The sequence below is a fragment of the Leclercia adecarboxylata genome, assembly GCF_035787115.1.
In the GTDB taxonomy this organism is placed as follows: domain Bacteria; phylum Pseudomonadota; class Gammaproteobacteria; order Enterobacterales; family Enterobacteriaceae; genus Enterobacter; species Enterobacter adecarboxylatus_E.
In genome coordinates this window covers 84764-101615 of sequence record NZ_JALKTL010000005.1, presented here as the reverse complement: position 1 = coordinate 101615, position 16852 = coordinate 84764, and the positions used below count along the sequence as shown (strand labels likewise).

General features: G+C 59.0%; 17 protein-coding genes. 4 read left to right on the top strand and 13 right to left on the bottom strand.

The window, feature by feature from the left end; translation table 11 throughout:
* Positions 1–61: 61 nt before the first annotated feature.
* Positions 62–2554, bottom strand: coding sequence for a copper-exporting P-type ATPase CopA (copA, locus tag MXM41_RS16305; protein ID WP_325933097.1), 2493 nt, complete (start codon positions 2552–2554; stop codon positions 62–64).
* Positions 2555–2661: 107 nt separating this feature from the next.
* Between copA and cueR the strand changes: the two genes are divergently transcribed.
* On the top strand, positions 2662–3072 hold the full coding sequence (gene cueR, locus MXM41_RS16300) for a Cu(I)-responsive transcriptional regulator (protein ID WP_325933096.1): 411 nt from the start codon (positions 2662–2664) through the stop codon (positions 3070–3072).
* Here the strand turns inward: cueR and MXM41_RS16295 are convergent.
* The 6 genes from MXM41_RS16295 to tesA all read right to left on the bottom strand — a co-directional run bounded on the left by MXM41_RS16295 (position 3069) and on the right by tesA (position 8108).
* Positions 3069–3521 (bottom strand): NfeD family protein, encoded by a 453-nt coding sequence (locus MXM41_RS16295; protein WP_325933095.1) that lies wholly within the window; start codon positions 3519–3521, stop codon positions 3069–3071. The genes cueR and MXM41_RS16295 overlap by 4 nt on opposite strands.
* Entirely contained in the window at positions 3518–4432 is a 915-nt protein-coding gene (locus tag MXM41_RS16290) for an SPFH domain-containing protein (protein ID WP_325933094.1), read from the bottom strand. Before MXM41_RS16290 ends, MXM41_RS16295 begins: the two co-directional genes overlap by 4 nt.
* A 176-nt stretch (positions 4433–4608) precedes the next feature.
* Positions 4609–5463, bottom strand: coding sequence for a hypothetical protein (locus tag MXM41_RS16285; RefSeq protein ID WP_325933093.1), 855 nt, complete (start codon positions 5461–5463; stop codon positions 4609–4611).
* Positions 5464–5773: 310 nt separating this feature from the next.
* Positions 5774–6628 carry a co-chaperone YbbN gene (locus MXM41_RS16280; RefSeq protein WP_325933092.1) on the bottom strand — a complete coding sequence of 285 codons (855 nt, stop codon included), beginning with the start codon at positions 6626–6628 and terminating at the stop codon, positions 5774–5776.
* 57 nt (positions 6629–6685) lie between these two features.
* The gene (locus MXM41_RS16275) at positions 6686–7495 is read right to left on the bottom strand and encodes an SDR family oxidoreductase (protein ID WP_325933091.1); all 810 of its coding nucleotides are present in this window, start codon (positions 7493–7495) and stop codon (positions 6686–6688) included.
* Positions 7485–8108: a multifunctional acyl-CoA thioesterase I/protease I/lysophospholipase L1 gene (gene tesA / locus MXM41_RS16270; protein ID WP_325933303.1), complete on the bottom strand. Its 624-nt coding sequence runs from the start codon at positions 8106–8108 to the stop codon at positions 7485–7487. The genes MXM41_RS16275 and tesA overlap by 11 nt, the downstream gene beginning before the upstream one ends.
* On the opposite strand from tesA, the gene ybbA reads away from it, so the two are divergent.
* The 3 genes from ybbA to MXM41_RS16255 all read left to right on the top strand — a co-directional run bounded on the left by ybbA (position 8079) and on the right by MXM41_RS16255 (position 12498).
* Positions 8079–8765, top strand: a complete 687-nt coding sequence (ybbA, locus tag MXM41_RS16265; protein WP_325933090.1) for a putative ABC transporter ATP-binding protein YbbA — start codon at positions 8079–8081, stop codon at positions 8763–8765. The two genes, tesA and ybbA, sit on opposite strands and share 30 nt — an antisense overlap.
* Positions 8762–11176, top strand: coding sequence for a putative ABC transporter permease subunit YbbP (gene ybbP / locus MXM41_RS16260; protein WP_325933089.1), 2415 nt, complete (start codon positions 8762–8764; stop codon positions 11174–11176). The genes ybbA and ybbP overlap by 4 nt, the downstream gene beginning before the upstream one ends.
* Positions 11177–11355: 179 nt before the next feature.
* Positions 11356–12498 carry a porin gene (locus MXM41_RS16255; protein ID WP_325933088.1) on the top strand — a complete coding sequence of 381 codons (1143 nt, stop codon included), beginning with the start codon at positions 11356–11358 and terminating at the stop codon, positions 12496–12498.
* Positions 12499–12623: 125 nt separating this feature from the next.
* Here MXM41_RS16255 and mnmH read toward each other — a convergent pair whose 3' ends face one another.
* From mnmH to lpxH, 6 genes are all read right to left on the bottom strand, one after another.
* Entirely contained in the window at positions 12624–13694 is a 1071-nt protein-coding gene (mnmH, locus tag MXM41_RS16250) for a tRNA 2-selenouridine(34) synthase MnmH (RefSeq protein WP_325933086.1), read from the bottom strand.
* Positions 13695–13768: 74 nt separating this feature from the next.
* On the bottom strand, positions 13769–14836 hold the full coding sequence (gene purK / locus MXM41_RS16245; protein ID WP_325933085.1) for a 5-(carboxyamino)imidazole ribonucleotide synthase: 1068 nt from the start codon (positions 14834–14836) through the stop codon (positions 13769–13771).
* Positions 14833–15342: a 5-(carboxyamino)imidazole ribonucleotide mutase gene (gene purE, locus MXM41_RS16240; protein WP_325933084.1), complete on the bottom strand. Its 510-nt coding sequence runs from the start codon at positions 15340–15342 to the stop codon at positions 14833–14835. The genes purK and purE overlap by 4 nt, the downstream gene beginning before the upstream one ends.
* A 173-nt stretch (positions 15343–15515) precedes the next feature.
* Positions 15516–15704, bottom strand: a complete 189-nt coding sequence (locus MXM41_RS16235; protein ID WP_325933083.1) for a hypothetical protein — start codon at positions 15702–15704, stop codon at positions 15516–15518.
* Between the two features lie 70 nt (positions 15705–15774).
* Positions 15775–15984 carry a YdgH/BhsA/McbA-like domain containing protein gene (locus MXM41_RS16230; RefSeq protein ID WP_039032584.1) on the bottom strand — a complete coding sequence of 70 codons (210 nt, stop codon included), beginning with the start codon at positions 15982–15984 and terminating at the stop codon, positions 15775–15777.
* Between the two features lie 143 nt (positions 15985–16127).
* On the bottom strand, positions 16128–16850 hold the full coding sequence (gene lpxH, locus MXM41_RS16225) for a UDP-2,3-diacylglucosamine diphosphatase (RefSeq protein WP_325933082.1): 723 nt from the start codon (positions 16848–16850) through the stop codon (positions 16128–16130).
* Positions 16851–16852 lie beyond the last annotated feature (2 nt).

The following is a 16852-nucleotide window of genomic DNA, read 5'->3' as shown; positions in this document are numbered from 1 at the left end:
TTCATGCTAGCGCGTGGGAAGGAGCGGCGCAAGACGTCCGTGTCCTGCGGCAAGCCTGGGCTTAGGGTTTAAAGCGCAACAGGCGGTTGGCGTTGCTGACCACGGTAATAGAAGAGAGGGCCATGGCGGCGCCCGCCACTACCGGGTTCAGCAGCGTGCCGGTCAGCGGCCATAAGATCCCGGCGGCGATGGGAATACCGATGGCGTTATAGATAAAGGCTCCCAGCAGGTTCTGCTTCATGTTGCGCAATGTTGCTTTCGAGATGGCAAGCGCGTCGGCCACACCGGTCAGGCTGTGGCGCATCAGGGTAATGGCCGCCGTTTCGATGGCGACATCGCTGCCGCCGCCCATCGCAATGCCTACATCCGCCTGGGCCAGCGCTGGCGCGTCGTTGATGCCGTCGCCAATCATCGCCACCTGACGCCCCTGACTTTGCAGTCTGATAATCGCGTCCGCTTTGCCATCCGGCAGCACGCCGGCAATCACCTCATCAATGCCGGCTTCCCGGGCGATAGCCTGCGCGGTGGTGGCGTTATCGCCGGTCAGCATCACCAGACGATAGCCCTCCCGGTGCAGGCGTTGCAGCGCGGCTACGCTGTCTGCGCGCAGCGGATCGCGAACGGCAAACAGCGCCGCGGCCTCTCCGTCTACCGCCAGCAATACCGGCGTTGCCCCCTGCGAGGCATACTTTTGCAGATGTTCATCCAGCGCCCCGGTATCAATGCCGTTTTCCGCCAGCAGCGCCTGGTTGCCCAGCAGCAGCGTCTGGCTATTGACTTCGCCGCTGACCCCCAGCCCACGCAGGGTGCGGAAGTTATTCACCTGCGGTAAAGCGCTGTCCGCTTTCTCCAGAATCGCCCGGGCCAGCGGATGGCTGGAGCCCTGCTCCAGTGCGCCCGCCAGACTCAGGGCGTCGGCTTCGCTCATCCCGCGCAGGGTATGGACGGCCACCACCTGCGGTTTACCTTCGGTGAGGGTCCCGGTTTTATCAAACACCAGGGTGTCTAAGGTGCTGGCGCGCTGCAGCGCATCGGCATCGCGCACCAGAACGCCCGATTCTGCGGCACGCCCGACGCCGGAGATAATCGACATCGGCGTGGCCAGCCCCAGGGCGCACGGGCAGGCAATGATCAGCACCGTGGTGGCGATCACCAGGGTATAGACAATCTGCGGTGCGGGGCCAAAGACGTACCAGATCGCGGCGCTGAACAGCGCGATACCTACCACCACCGGCACGAAAATGGCGGAAATTTTATCCGCCAGCTTGCCGATCTCCGGCTTGCTGCTCTGTGCCTGGCGCACCATGCGGATAATGCGCGCCAGCGTTGTCTGGCTGCCGACCGCGCTGGCGCGGAACAGCACGCTGCCATCCTGCACTACCGTACCGGCGTGAACGCTTTCCCCGGCACTTTTTTGCTGCGGCACCGGTTCGCCGGTAAGCATGGCTTCGTCAAACCAGGCGTCGCCCTGAGTAATTTCACCGTCCACCGGCACGCGATCCCCGGTAGTCAGGCGCAGGATCATGCCTGCTTCAACGTCCGCCAGCGGCACGCTCTGTTCGCCGCTGTCGGTTACCACCCGGGCGGTGGGCGGCGTCAGGTCGAGTAATCTTTCCAGCGCTTTTGAGGAGCGCTGACGTGCCCGCGCCTCCAGCATATGGCCCAGGTTGATCAGACCAATAATCATCGCGCTGGCTTCGTAATAGAGGTGGCGGGCTTCCATCGGGAACCACTGCGGCCAGACGTTGACGCTCATCGAGTAGAGCCACGCCGCGCCGGTACCCAGCGCCACCAGCGTGTCCATGGTGGCGGTGCGGTTTTTCAGGCTTTTCCAGGCGCTGGTGTAAAAATGGCCGCCCGCGAAAACCATCACCCCAAGGGTGAGGAAGCCTATTACCAGCCACAGTGTGCGGTTGTCGTCGGTGACCATCATGTTGTCGCCGAGCATTCCCCAGCCCATCACCGGGATCCCCACCAGCAGGGCGACGATTGCCTGCCAGCGAAAACGTTTCATGGTGGCGATGGCCGTCTCCTGCTGGCGCGCCCGGCGTTCGAGGTCATCCTCAATCGCCTCGGCACCGTAGCCGGCTTTTTCAACGGCCTGCACTAACTCAGCGGCGGAGGCGCTGCCCATGACCAGCGCAGTGCGTTCCGCCAGATTGACCCGTGCCTGTGCCACACCCGGAACCGCCTGCAGGGCATCCTGGACGCGGGTGACGCAGCTGGCGCAGCTCATGCCATTGATCAACAGCTGCTGGCTGTCATCGCTATCGTGAGCTGCCGGAAGCTCAGAGGGGGCCGCTGTCAGTGCTTCCGACGGAGTTGTTGACGCTGTCAGCGGATCAGCCTTTGGGTGGCTTAACGCCGCACCGTACCCGGCCTGTTTGATGGTGTCGATCAGGGCATCGGCGCTGGCGCTGCCGGTGACGGCCGCGTGGTCGATGGTCACCTCTGCATTTTCCACGTCCGGGCGTTGCTCCAGACTCTCTTTAACGCGTTTGACACAGTGGCCGCAGGAGAGGCCATCCAGTGTCAGCTCGATGGTATGAGACATAGGTAAACTCCTTATAAATCGCCAGCCAGATATTGACCGGAGAGACACTTTCATCTAACTGTTATGAAGGTTAAACCTTCCATCAAGGGGAAGGTCAAGGGGGAAACGTGAATATCAGTGATGTTGCCAAAAAAACCGGCTTAACCAGCAAAGCGATTCGTTTTTACGAAGAGAAAGGGCTGGTGACGCCGCCGCTGCGCAGTGAGAACGGCTACCGGAGCTATACGCAAAAGCACCTCGATGAGCTGACGCTGCTGCGCCAGGCGCGGCAGGTGGGGTTCAATCTGGAGGAGTGCGGCGACCTGGTTAACCTGTTTAACAATCCCGCGCGCCACAGTGCCGACGTTAAAAGCCGCACGCTGGAAAAGGTGGCAGAGATTGAACGTCATATCCTGGAGTTACAGGCGATGCGCGAACAGCTACTGGCGCTGGCCGAGAGTTGCCCGGGGGATGACAGCGCCGACTGTCCGATCATCGACAATCTTTCCGGCTGCTGTCATCGCAAGGTCAAGGCTTAGCTGGCTTTGACCCGAAGGGTGATCCCTTCCACCGCCACCACTTCTACTTTTGTCCCGGCGAGCAGATCGGCATCGGCCACCACCGGCCATGAGCTGTCGCCCACCCGCATATGGCCGCGCCCGTTTACCAGCGAGGTATCCAGCGTAAAGTGCATCCCCACCAGCTGTTTTCTGCGCTGGTTGAGCCGGGCATCGGCGGGCTTCTGGGCGCGTACCTGGCGTGACAGCCAGCGCCACCAGAGCCAGGCGGCAATCAGGGTCAGCACTGCAAACAGCGCCCCCTGCCAGGCCCAGTCAAACGGCAGGATCCACACCAGCAGCCCGGTAATAACGGCTGCCACGCCGCTCCACAGCAGATAGCCGTTGCCGCCAAGCATCTCTGCCGCCAGCAGCAGGCCGCCGAGGCTAAGCCAGAAGACGTGCGGGTGTGCAGCAATCATCTCAATCATAATTTGCGCTCGTTGCCGCTGTTTTTGATCAATTCCGCGATCCCGCCGATCGAGCCCATCAGGCTGCTGGCATCCAGCGGCATCATCACCACCTTGCTGTTATCCGCCGAGCCGATGGCCTGCAGCGCCTCGGTGTACTTCTGCGCCACAAAGTAGTTAACCGCCTGGATATCCCCGGCAGCGATAGCCTCCGAGACCATTTTCGTGGCGCGGGCTTCGGCTTCCGCCGAACGTTCGCGGGCTTCAGCCTGTAAAAAAGCGGACTGGCGTTCGCCTTCGGCTTTGAGGATCTGCGACTGTTTTTCCCCTTCCGCCTTGAGGATCTCCGCCTGACGGACCCCTTCGGCCTCCAGAATGTAGGCGCGCTTGGTTCGCTCGGCCTTCATCTGAGCGTTCATTGAGGTGATCAACTCTGCCGGTGGCCGCACGTCACGAATCTCAATACGCGTGACTTTAATGCCCCACGGGTTGGTGGCTTCATCCACGATGTGCAGCAGGCGGGTGTTGATACTGTCGCGCTGGGAGAGCATTTCGTCCAGCTCCATTGAACCCAGCACGGTTCGAATATTGGTCATGGTCAAATTAATGATGGCTAATTCAAGGTTGCTGACCTCGTAGGCCGCTTTCGGCGCGTCAATCACCTGAATAAAGCACACGGCGTCGATGGTGACATTGGCGTTATCCCGGGAGATGACCTCCTGAGACGGTATATCGAGCACCTGCTCCATCATATTTATCTTGCGGCCAATGCGATCCATAAAGGGCACGACCAGGCTCAGGCCCGGCTGCAGCGTAGTGGTGTAGCGACCAAAACGCTCAACCGTCCACTGGTAACCCTGCGGAACAATTTTGACGCCAGCGGCAACGATCACCAGCGCCACGAAGATAAGAACAGGGATGACGATGAACATGTAAAACCTCCTGTTTTGTATTCCATGTTGCGATAACAACTGTTCGTTTGTTGCCCATAAGTATACCGACAAACAGGGGGGAATTCGCGTCAAATCAACGAGACGGGCGGGATCCAGACATAAAAAAGCCCCGCTAAAAATAGCAGGGCAACGGGTATTCACGCGACGACAGAACCTCAGCTCCCGGTATGGGTATAAGAGAAATCGGCGATATACTGCTCGCCCGCGTCATTGATCGCCCGTGCCAGCCCGGCATAGTAGTTTTCCAGGCCAATCGCTTCAATCTGCTGCAGCTGCTCGCGCACCGGCGCGCAGAACAAGCCAGCGTTCCCGGCCTCTACGCGCTTGTTATTCGGCGGCAGATCGCCGGTAATCGCTTTAAACCAGGTGCGGATCCCCTGTTTGAGGCTATTCGGCGCTTTCGACAGATTCTCGATTCCCGTCAGCACCTGCAGGGTGGGGAACCGATCTTCCGCCACGGCGCTTTTCAGGCGGGCGAAGAACTGGCTGAACAGCTCAAAGGAGCCCAGCTCGATAATTTTAGGCTTGGTGGTTTTGCCGTTTTTATTGCCGATTTTACTCGCCGAAGGCACGCTGGACGGCACAATGCCTGCCTTTTGCAGGTCTAACCCGAACAGCAGATTGCAGTGGGCGCGACGCTCTTTCAGCGGGTAAGACATCAGTACGTCGATAAACTTCGTTGCCATTACATCCGATAGCTTATGGTTGATCAGCCATCGCGAGCGGGAAAAATCTGCCGGGGAGACAAACCACGCAGGCACCTCGTTATAACGCTTCGATTTACCTTTGCCGTCAAATTCAATGAAATGGGTGCCGTTGTCGAAGGCAAATCTGCAATTTTTAAAGCTGATAATAGTGGTGTTAACGATCAACGCTTTTTTGACAAAATCAACCACCTCAGGGCCAATAACAAAGCTGGTCTCTGCCGAAGAGTTGATGACTTGCATTAATGTTTCTACATCAGGAACACCCGGCTTCAGGGAGGTGAACTCATAAAAGATATGTGTCATACGGCATACTTCCTGTAGTTATTAGCCTGCCATTTTAATTACGAAAAATTTTAACACCTCCCATAAGATGAGGCTATTAGCACCGCGCGCGAGAATTTTGCGCCGATCACAAATGGAAGATAAACGTTACTACAGGCGGACTATCCGTTCAAAAGAGTGGACATGACGAAGGCTATATTTTACATCGTTAAAGTCTCATTAACCTTTTTTCAAAGTTAAACATTAGAAAGACTTAATAAACGCTATCAGCTGAGATAAAAAAGCCGCCATAACGGCGGCCATGATAAGTGATGACGTAACGCTGGGGTGATCAGTACAGCAGCGCGTAAAGCTTACGGCGATAGCTGGAGGCCAGCGAGTCACCCGTGCCGAGCGCCGCCAGAATTTCCTGGAACGTTTTACGCGCCTGGCCGTCACCCGCGGTCAGATCCTTTTTCAGATGGCTGAACAGCAGCTCCAGCGCTTCTTCGTTGCGACCCACCTGATGCAGCTGCAATGCCAGCTGGCTGGCCAGCGCAGCATCATCCGGATTATTGGCAACGTGCTGCTGCAGTTGCTGAATTTCCGGGGTGTCCGCCGCTTGCTTCAGCAGTTCAATTTGCGCCACCAGCCCCTGATAGCGGGTATCCTGATCCTGCAGTGGGATGGTTTTCAGCACCACTTCAGCATCTTCAGAACGCTTTAAGACAATCAGCGTTTCCGCCAGCAGCAGGCCAGTTTCGCTGTTCTGACCAGAGAGCTGCCACGCCTCTTTAAGCAGCGGCAGGGCTTCGTCATGTTTACCTTCGGCCATCAATGCCGCCGCCTGCTGCGCTTTAAGCTCCTCTTCACGCGGCAGCACTTTATCCAGCAGGGCGCGGATCGCCTCTTCCGGCTGCGGGCCCTGGAAGCCATCTACCGGCTGACCGTTCTGGAACAGATAAACCGTTGGAATGGCGCGCAGGCCAAACTGCGAGGCGATCATCTGCTCGGCATCGCAGTCCAGCTTCGCCAGAATGAACTGGCCGTTGTACTGGGCCGCAAGCTTCTCAAGCACCGGGGTCAGTTCCAGACAGTGCTGACTACGTTCAGACCAGAAGTAGAACAGCACCGGTTTGGTCATCGACTGTTCAAGGGTCTGGTGCAGGTTTGCTTCGGTAATGTTGACAATATTCTGTACGGACATGCGGCTATCCCAATTATGAGTTTCTGTTTACATGGGGGCGTGGCGCGTGGCTTCAACTCAGCCCTGTAAAATTTTGTCCATCATCCGGCCTGGCAGCAGGCGCTTCAGCAGACCGACGGCATGGGTCACCAGCGTGACCGGATAACGCATTTTGGGGTTTTTGCTCTCAAAAGCATGGCGCACTTTGGCGACCACCGCCTCCGGCCCCAGCGTAAAACGTGCGGCAATGCCGGGATTTTCTACCGGCTTGTCGGCCTGAGTTTGGTTGACATTGTCGGTAAAGCGGGTGCGGATGGGACCGGGTTCAATCAGGCTTACCTTGATGCCGCTGTGGCGCAGCTCCATGCGCAGTGCGTCTGACCAGGCTTCCAGCGCATATTTGCTGGCGGCGTAAGCCCCGCGACCCGGCGTGGAGATGAGCCCCATCACCGAGGAGGTCATCACAATCCGGCCTTCGCCGTGGGGCAGCATGGCGGGCAGCAGGCGCATGGTCAGCTGATGGACCCCGAAGAAATTGGCAGAAAACTGCTGCTCAAGCTGCTGGCGCGTCACGCTTTGCAGCGGGCCGTAAACGCCATAACCCGCGTTATTAAACAGGCCGTACAGGCGATTTCCGGTCAGGGCGATCACCTCCTCGGCGGCGCGCTCTATGCTTTCTGCACAATCCAGATCCAGCAGCACGCCGGTTAAGCCCATGCCGTTCATCCGTTCAACGTCTTCCGGCTTGCGGCAGGCAGCCAGCACCCAGAATCCCTGACGCTTCAGCTCAAGGGCGCTTTCAAGGCCAATTCCGCTGGAACATCCTGTTATTAAGACCGATTTTTGCATAACTTTACCTGTCAGGATCTCCGCTGAATTACGAGTCATGTTTAACTAAAGGAGCCAGCCGGGTCGCCATCCAGTCGGCGATAAACGGCTGGGCGTCCCGATTGGGGTGAATACCGTCGTCCTGCATCCACTGCGGTTTCAGGTAGACCTCTTCCATAAAAAAGGGCAGCAGCGGGACATCGAACTCTTTGGCAAGCTTCGGATATATCGCGCTGAAGGTTTCATTATACCGACGACCGTAGTTGGCGGGCAGGCGAATTTGCATCAGCAGCGGCTGGGCGTTCGCGTCGCGGATATCCTGCAAAATTTTGCGCAGGGTTTGCTCCGTCTGCTGTGGCTGGAAGCCGCGCAGACCGTCATTGCCGCCGAGCTCCACCAGCACCCAGCGGGGCTGGTGCTGTTTCAGCAGGGCTGGCAGGCGGGAAAGCCCTTGTTGGGAGGTATCCCCGCTGATGCTGCCGTTAATAACCGACGTTTTGCTCTGCCATTTATCATTCAGCAGCGCAGGCCAGGCGGCGCTGGCCGCCATACGGTAGCCAGCGCTCAGACTGTCACCCAGAATTAACAGCGTGTCCGCTGCCGCGGCGCGAAATGAGAACAGAATCAGAAACAGGAAGGGCAAATGCCAGCGGAAAACATTGTTGAAGTTCATCATCTTAAGAAGTCCGTGGGTCAGGGTGAGCACGAGCTTTCCATCCTCACCGGAGTTGAACTCATTGTCAAACGCGGGCAGAGCATCGCGCTGATTGGTGAATCGGGTTCGGGCAAATCCACGCTGCTGGCGATCCTCGCCGGTCTGGATGACGGCAGCAGCGGCGAGGTCAACCTTGTCGGGCAACCCCTGCATAAGCTGGATGAAGAGGCGCGCGCCGCGCTGCGGGCCAGGCATATCGGCTTTGTTTTCCAGTCGTTTATGTTGATTCCAACCCTTAACGCGCTGGAGAACGTCGAACTGCCGGGGCTACTGCGCGGCGAGAATAGCGCCCAGAGCCGGGATAGCGCCAGCGCCCTGCTGCAACAGCTGGGGCTGGGTAAACGCCTCGATCATCTTCCGGCGCAGCTCTCCGGCGGTGAGCAGCAGCGTGTGGCGCTGGCCCGGGCATTCAATGGCCGCCCGGAGATGCTGTTTGCTGATGAACCCACCGGCAACCTCGATCGCCAGACCGGGGACAAAATTGCCGATCTGCTCTTTTCCCTTAACCGTGAACACGGCACGACGCTGATCCTCGTTACCCACGATCCGCAGCTGGCGGCCCGCTGCGATCGCCGCCTGCGCCTGGTCAATGGCGAACTGCAGGAGGAAGCATGATTGCCCGCTGGTTCTGGCGCGAATGGCGCTCCCCCTCGCTGCTGATCGTCTGGCTGGCGCTAAGCCTGGCGGTGGCCTGCGTGCTGGCGCTCGGCAGCGTCAGCGATCGGATGGAAAAGGGGCTCAGCCAGCAAAGCCGTGAGTTTATGGCGGGGGACCGGACGCTGCGCAGCTCCCGCGAGGTGCCGCAGGTGTGGATCGAAGAGGCGAGAAAGCAGGGGCTGAAGGTCAGCGAGCAGATAAGCTTCCAGACCATGACCTTTGCCGCCGATACCCCGCAGCTGGCGAGCGTAAAGGCCGTCGATAACCTTTACCCGCTTTACGGAGAGCTCCAGACCAGCCCGCCCGGACTGAAGCCCGCCCCCGGCACGGTGCTGCTGGCCTCGCGTCTGATGGCGCTGCTGAATCTGAAAACCGGCGACAGCATTGATGTCGGCGATGCCACGCTTCATATCGCCGGGGAAGTGGTTCAGGAGCCGGACTCCGGGTTTAACCCATTCCAGATGGCGCCGCGCCTGCTGATGAATTCCGCTGATGTCGCCAAAACCGCGGCGGTACAACCCGGTAGCCGCGTCACCTGGCGCTTTAAGTTTGGCGGCACCCCTGCCCAGCTAAGTGCTTATGAAAAATGGCTGCTGCCGCAGCTGAAGCCGGAGCACCGCTGGTCCGGGATGGAGCAGGAGGAGGGCGCGCTCGGCAAGTCCCTTGAGCGCTCCCAGCAGTTCCTGCTGCTCTCTGCGCTGCTAACGCTGCTGCTGGCGGTAGCGGCGGTGGCGGTGGCGATGGGTCACTACTGCCGCAGTCGCTACGATCTGGTGGCGATCCTCAAAACGCTGGGGGCGGGCAGGGCGCAGCTGCGCAAGCTGATCGTCGGTCAGTGGCTGATGGTGCTTGTCCTCTCTGCCGTTACCGGCGGGGCGATGGGGCTGCTGTTTGAGAAGGTGCTGATGGTGCTGCTCAAGCCGGTGCTGCCCGCCGCGCTGCCGCCTGCCAGCCTGTGGCCATGGCTGTGGGCTGTCGGGGCGATGACGGTGATTTCGCTGCTGGTGGGGCTGCGCCCTTACCGCCTGCTGTTGGCGACACAGCCGCTGCGCGTTCTGCGCCGCGACGTAGTGGCCAGCGTCTGGCCGCTGAAATATTACATTACGGCGATTGTGGCGGTGGTGGTCGTGCTGCTCGCCTGGCTGATGGGCGGCAGTATGCTGCTGTGGGCCGTGCTGGCCGGGGCGGTGGTGCTGGCGCTGCTCTGCGGCGTACTGGGCTGGATGTTGCTCAGCGTGCTAAAAGGGCTCAGGGTAAAATCGCTGCCGGTGCGGCTGGCGGTGAATCGCCTGCTGCGCCAGCCGTGGTCCACCCTCAGCCAGCTCTCGGCGTTTTCGCTGTCGTTTATGCTGCTGGCGCTGCTGCTTGTGTTGCGCGGCGACCTACTGGATCGCTGGCAACAGCAGCTCCCGGCGGAAAGCCCGAACTACTTCCTGATCAACATTGCCCCGGAGCAGGTCACGCCGCTGAAAGCGTTTCTCGCCGAGCACCAGATTATCCCGGAGTCTTACTACCCCATCGTGCGGGCGCGCCTGACGCAGATTAACGGTCAGTCCACGGAGGGCAATAAAGATGAATCTCTCAACCGCGAGCTGAACCTGACCTGGCAGGATAAACGCCCGGATCATAACCCGATCACCGCCGGAAGCTGGCCGCCAAAAGCCGGTGAAGTGTCGATGGAGGAGGGGCTCGCGAAACGCCTGAACGTCGCCCTGGGCGATACGGTGACCTTTACCGGGGATACCCAGGACTTCAGCGCTAAAGTAACCAGCCTGCGCAAGGTGGACTGGGAGAGCCTGCGGCCTAACTTCTTCTTTATCTTCCCTTCCGGGGCGCTGGACGGGCAGCCCCAGAGCTGGCTGACCAGCTTCCGCTGGGAGAACGGCAACGGCATGCTCACCCAGCTTAACCGTGAGTTCCCGACCATCAGCCTGCTGGATATTGGGGCGATCCTGAAGCAGGTCGGGCAGGTGCTGGATCAGGTGAGCCGTGCGCTGGAAGTCATGGTAGTGCTGGTGACCCTTTGCGGCGTCCTGCTGCTGCTGGCCCAGGTGCAGGTCGGGATGCGTCAGCGTCATCAGGAGCTGGTGGTCTACCGTACCCTGGGCGCGGGTAAAAAGCTGCTGCGCACCACCCTGTGGAGCGAGTTTGCTCTGCTGGGGCTGGTGGCAGGTCTGGTGGCGGCCATCGGCGCAGAGACCGCGCTGGCGGTGCTGCAAACCCGGGTGTTTGACTTCCCCTGGGAGCCGGACTGGCGTCTGTGGGTGATCCTGCCGCTCAGTGGCGCGGTGCTGCTCTCACTGTGCGGCGGCTGGCTGGGTGCCCGACTGCTGAAAGGCAAAGCGCTGTTCCGCCAGTTTTCCGGTTAATGCCTTTCTGTCATCATGTGCCGGTTTTTATACCGGCACATTCGTTGTAAACAGCATAAAAAGATAAAACACTGCATTTTAGTGGCACAAATCATTAAAAACCGGGCAACACGGACAGATAAATCCTGGTTAATATTCACCAGCTAAATAAATAGCGGTGTGTGTATCAAGGAAAAATAATGACAATAAAAAAAGCGCTGGCAGTTGCCATCGGCGCAGCAGTGGCATTGACGTCTTTCGCATCCCAGGCTGAAATCACCATCCTGAAACAGGATCCCCAGGCGGGTAACCCCCTGAGCCGTCTGAACTTCACCGTAGGCGGCAGTATTCGTCCCCAGTTCCAGAACATGACCGGTGACGACGGCAAAAACAGCTACAAACGTAACGGCTTCGACGGCGGCACACGCTTCCGGTTCGCGGCGGATTACTACCTGTTTGATGACATCAGCTGGGTGAGCTACTACGAGCTCGGTGTGAACATTCCGGCCCAGTTCAACTGGGATAATCACCATGCAGACGGCGCGCACGACACCTCCCGCCGTATGCTCTATACCGGCCTGAAGAGCGACACCTGGGGCACCCTGACCTTTGGTCAGCAGAACAGCGTCTATTACGATGTGGTCGGTGCGAAAACCGATATCTGGGACTACGATATGATCGGCCAGGCGCCGGGTAACGGCATCAACGGCGACTATGACGGCTCTTACCGTTCACGCCAGATGCTGAAATATAAGAAAACCCTGGGCGATGCCGATATCTACGCCTCTTACCTCTTCGAAGACAGCGAATATCTGCCGGGCAACGGCCTGCGTTACAAGCGTAAAGGCGGCGGCTCTCTGGGCCTGGACTATCGTCTGACTACCGACCTGACCTGGGGCGCGGCGTGGAACTACACCCGTGCGGATATGCGTAACCCCGATAACGGCGACAGCAAGACCTGGGATCAGAACATCCTCGGCACCGCGCTGAGCTGGACTCCGGACAACTGGACCTTCTCCGCGGGCGGCGGCTGGTATCAGAACTTTATGACCAGTAAAAAAGTCTCGGTCAACGACTACTTCGCGGGCGACGCCTGGGGTATTGAGTACTTTGCAGGCTATAAATTCCCGGTGGGTCAGTATGCGGTGAAATCCATCCAGCCTTACTTCATGGGCGATCGTATTGAGACCATGAATGGCCGCAACTACCAGCGCATCGACAACGGCTTAGGCATCAGCGTCCAGCTGGATTACGGCTTCCGCGTCGATTACGAGCACGTGTTCACCTCCAGCACCGACGATCTGGGCGATATGAACCTGGTGCGTCTGCGCTACGACTTCTGAGTCGTCTGTTCCCCGGTGCGGTCTGATGCCCTCACCCCAACCCTCTCCCCCGGGGAGAGGGTGCAAATACCAAAAACGGCAACCTGAGGTTGCCGTTTTACTTTTATCTCGCCACCCGGCTTTTTTCAGCGGCTAAGCCACTCCGCAACTTCTGCATACGTCCCGCGATAAACAATCTTCTCCGCTTTTTTCTCCAGCTGATAGCTGTACATCGGGTCGTAATAGTCTTTCAGCAGGGGGGCAAGCCAGCTAAAGTGCGCCTCGGTGCTGCCGGAACGCTGCTGGTCGATAAGGGCAGAATCTAACAGGGCGGTAAATTCAGCATAGCGCTGTAACCCCAGCCGACGCCGAATGGCAAACAGCCCGTGATGCAGGTACTCGCCATATTCCAGCCAGCCCGCCTCTTCCCCCCGTGCCGCGCGAAAAGCCTGCCACATCTGGTCGAAATACTCGTCGCGCAGGCGCTCAAGACGCACCTCAAACGGATCTTCCACCACCACAATCGGCGACTGCGCCATGCGGTCACGCAGGCACTCCGGCAGGTGGTTAGAGCCAATCATCCTGCCTTCGTCTTCCAGCACCCAGCGCGTGGCGTCTTTCTTCAGTAGCGCGACCGCGAGATGATTTTCAAAGCTGGCCTGGGAAAGCTGCGGGGCCAGGGTACGGCCAAAGGAGGAGCCGCGATGATGGGCCAGCCCTTCGAGATCGATGCCTTCAGGATGCGCCTTCACCAGCAGCGTTTTGCCGCTCCCGGTGCAGCCGCCAATCAGCACGCTGGGTTTTTGCGCCTGCTCAAGGGTCGCCTGTATCGCCGCCTGACGCAGGGCCTTATAGCCGCCCTGGATCAGTGGGTAATCCACCCCGGTCTCTTTCAGCCACGCCTGCACGATATGCGAGCGCTGCCCACCCCGGGCGCAGCAGATATATCCCTGCGGTTGAGCATGGCAGGCGCTGCGCCAGGCCTCAAGCCGCTGTTCGCGCGTCTTGCCGCTCACCAGACGGTGGCCGAGCGCGAGCGCAGCTTCTGGCCCCTGGCGCTTGTAGCAGGTTCCCACGGCGGCGCGTTCGTCGTCGTTCATTAAAGGCAGGTTGATTGCCGCAGGCATAGCGCCCTGGGCAAATTCCACGGGCGCGCGCACGTCAATTAATGGCGTGTCGGCGGTAAGTATGGCGCGGTAGTCCGTCCCATCGTTCATAAGGATCCCTCAAAACAGCGATGGGCAGGATTTTACGCCGGGGAAGGGGAAGATCAACTCCCCGGCGGTATGACTTAGCTCAGCGTGGCCTGCGCCCAGGCAATACCGCTGGCGTATTCTTGCGGCAGCAGCGGCACAATAGCTTCGAGCGTGGCGGAGAGACGTGGGATATCGCTGTCGTTCAGGTTCAGGTGGCCGACCTTACGGCCCGGGCGGACCTCTTTGTCGTACCAGTGCAGATGCACCAGCGGCAGGTTCAGCCAGTCATAGTTCAGATCGGTGCCGATCAGGTTGATCATCACCGACGGGCTGTTAACCACCGGCTTTGGCAGCGGCAGACCGGTGATGGCGCGCAGATGCAGTTCGAACTGGCTGATGGACGCGCCGTTTTGCGTCCAGTGGCCGCTGTTGTGCACCCGCGGGGCCAGCTCGTTGATCAGCAGGCCTTCCGGCGTAACGAAGCACTCCATCGCCATGACGCCGACATAGCCCAGCGCCTGCATGATGGCAGAGAGCATACTCTCTGCCTGCGCCTGCTGGGCTGCATTGGCCTGCGGGAAGACCACGCTGGTACGCAGAATGCCGTCCTGATGCAGGTTGTGGGTCAGAGGATAAAAGACCGTGCTGCCGTCGTGGGCGCGGGCGCCGACCAGCGACACTTCGCCGCTGAAATTAATGCCCTGCTCAACGATGCACTCGCCGTAGCACTCGTCCGGCAGCTGGTCGGTCTCTCCGGCGCGCAGACGCCACTGGCCGCGTCCGTCGTAGCCGCCTACGCGGCGCTTGACGATCGCCAGTTCGCCCAGGCTGCCAAACACGCCTGGCCACTGGCCTTTCTCGGTTAACAGCTGCCACGGCGCGGTGGCAAGATGCAGATCGTCGAACAGCTGCTTTTGCGTCAGGCGATCGGCGATGATCGGGAACACGTCGCGGTTAACGAAGGCGTTGTGGCGAGCCAGCTCCCGGGTTAACGGGGTCTCCGGCCAACGTTCAATCTCGGCGGTGATAACGCTTTGCTGAAACGGCACGGCTTCGGGTTCATCGTCCAGCCCGACCGGCCAGACGGCGATCCCCAGCGGTTCCCCGGCCTGACGCAGCATACGGCCTAACTGACCGTTACCCAGGACGCAAACCTGCTTCATGCCGCACCTCGCGGATCGGGATTCTCCAGTACCTCGTTGGTCTGGGCGTTACGCCAGTCGACCAGGCGCTGGTGGAGGGCTTTATCATGCGTCGCCAGGATCTGTGCCGCCAGCAGGGCGGCGTTGGCGGCACCCGCTTTACCAATGGCCAGCGTTCCGACAGGAATGCCGCGCGGCATCTGCACGATGGAATAAAGGCTGTCGACGCCGCTCAGGGCAGCGCTCTGAACCGGAACGCCGAGTACCGGCACCAGGGTTTTGGCGGCAATCATGCCGGGCAAATGCGCGGCACCGCCGGCACCGGCAATAATCACCTGATAGCCGTTCTCTTCTGCGCCTTCGGCGAAGCTGAACAGTTTATCGGGGGTGCGGTGTGCGGAGACCACTTCAACATGGTGAGGAACGTTCAGGATGTCAAAGATTTCGGCGGCGAACTGCATGGTAGCCCAGTCGCTTTTGGACCCCATTACGATGGCGACACGCGCCGGATTATTGCTGGAAGACATGCGTCTTAAAACTCCTGTGGTGCACAACTCTCGGCTTTTGAGGTCACAGAGAATAGCACGATAGACAGGCAAGGAAAACGGTTGCGCGGCTAAAACTTCAGCCAAAGTCGGCTTCTTCCGGTAACAAAAAGACCGCCTTTCGGCGGCCTGGTAAGGAGTGCGGCGTGGGTTTTTTACAGAAGATTGCCTGCGGTCAGGTTCTCTTTGTCAAAGGCATGGTTCACATCAATATGATTGCTATGCACAGCCGTGTCGATATTGGAGCCTGCCTCCGGGGTGGAAACCTGTTTCTGTGCAGCCATCGCGCCAGATGACAGTGAAGCGGCCAGCAGCAGGGCGCTGACGATACTGATAGTTTTCATTCTCTTTTCCTTTTTCATCGTATTGTCGCTGTCGCTTGTCTCGTATCTGGCGGCACGGCGATCGGGCACATTATTTAGTCAGTTCAGCGGTCATGTGTACGCGGTTATCGAACTGGGCGCTGGTAATTTTGTAAGCGGCACCTTCTTTAGCGGCCTGAGCAGCGATTTTGGCTTCAGCGCGATCCAGCGTAGAGGCGGTGGCGCTGACGCTCTGGGCAAAAGAACCGAAAGAGATCAGAGACAGAGCGGCAACTGCAACGAAAGTTTTGATGGATTTCATGGTCGTATTCCTTAAGCTGTTTTGTTTGGAGTAGGGCGTTGTTGCCCTGATGTGAATAATCATAGGCCGACCAGAGTGTGATTAAAATCAAAACAATTTGCGGAGAGAGTTCAAAAAATTTGAATGATTTCTGGGCGGGAATTTCAGAACGGGAAGGCGATAAGCTCCACGCCCTGTGGCGTGACTTTGACCATCGAGCCTTCGGTGTGCCAGGCCCCTAATACCACGCGCCGGGCGGGCTCGCCGTTAATGGTAAGGTTGTGCACGTCCGGACGATGGGTATGACCGTGGATCAGCCACTGGACCTGATGTTTTTCCATCACGTTGACCACCGCCTGCGGGTTTACGTCCATGATGGTCATGGATTTACTGCTGTTGGCGGCCTTACTGCCGGCGCGCATTTTTGCGGCGATACGGCTGCGGATAAACAGCGGCAGGGCGAGAAACAGGGTCTGGATCCAGGGGGTATGCACTTTGGCGCGAAACGCCAGATAGCCGGTATCGTCGGTGCAGAGCGTGTCGCCATGCATGATCAGCAGCTTACGGCCATAGAGGTCGAGGACGGTCTCTTCCGCCAGCAGCGTCATGCCGCTTTCACGGGCGAAGCGTTTGCCCAGCAAAAAGTCGCGGTTGCCGTGAATAAAGAAGCAGGGAACGCCGGAGTCGGCCAGCGCTTTAAGCGCACTCGCTATTTCGCGGTGCAGCGGGTTCGGATCGTCGTCGCCTATCCAGGCTTCAAACAGATCGCCCAGGATGTAAAGCGCGTCGGCGTGACGGGCTTCACCCTGTAAAAAACGCAGAAAACCGGCGGTGATCGCCGGTTCTTCTGATTGCAGATGCAGATCTGCAATAAAGAGTGTCGCCACGA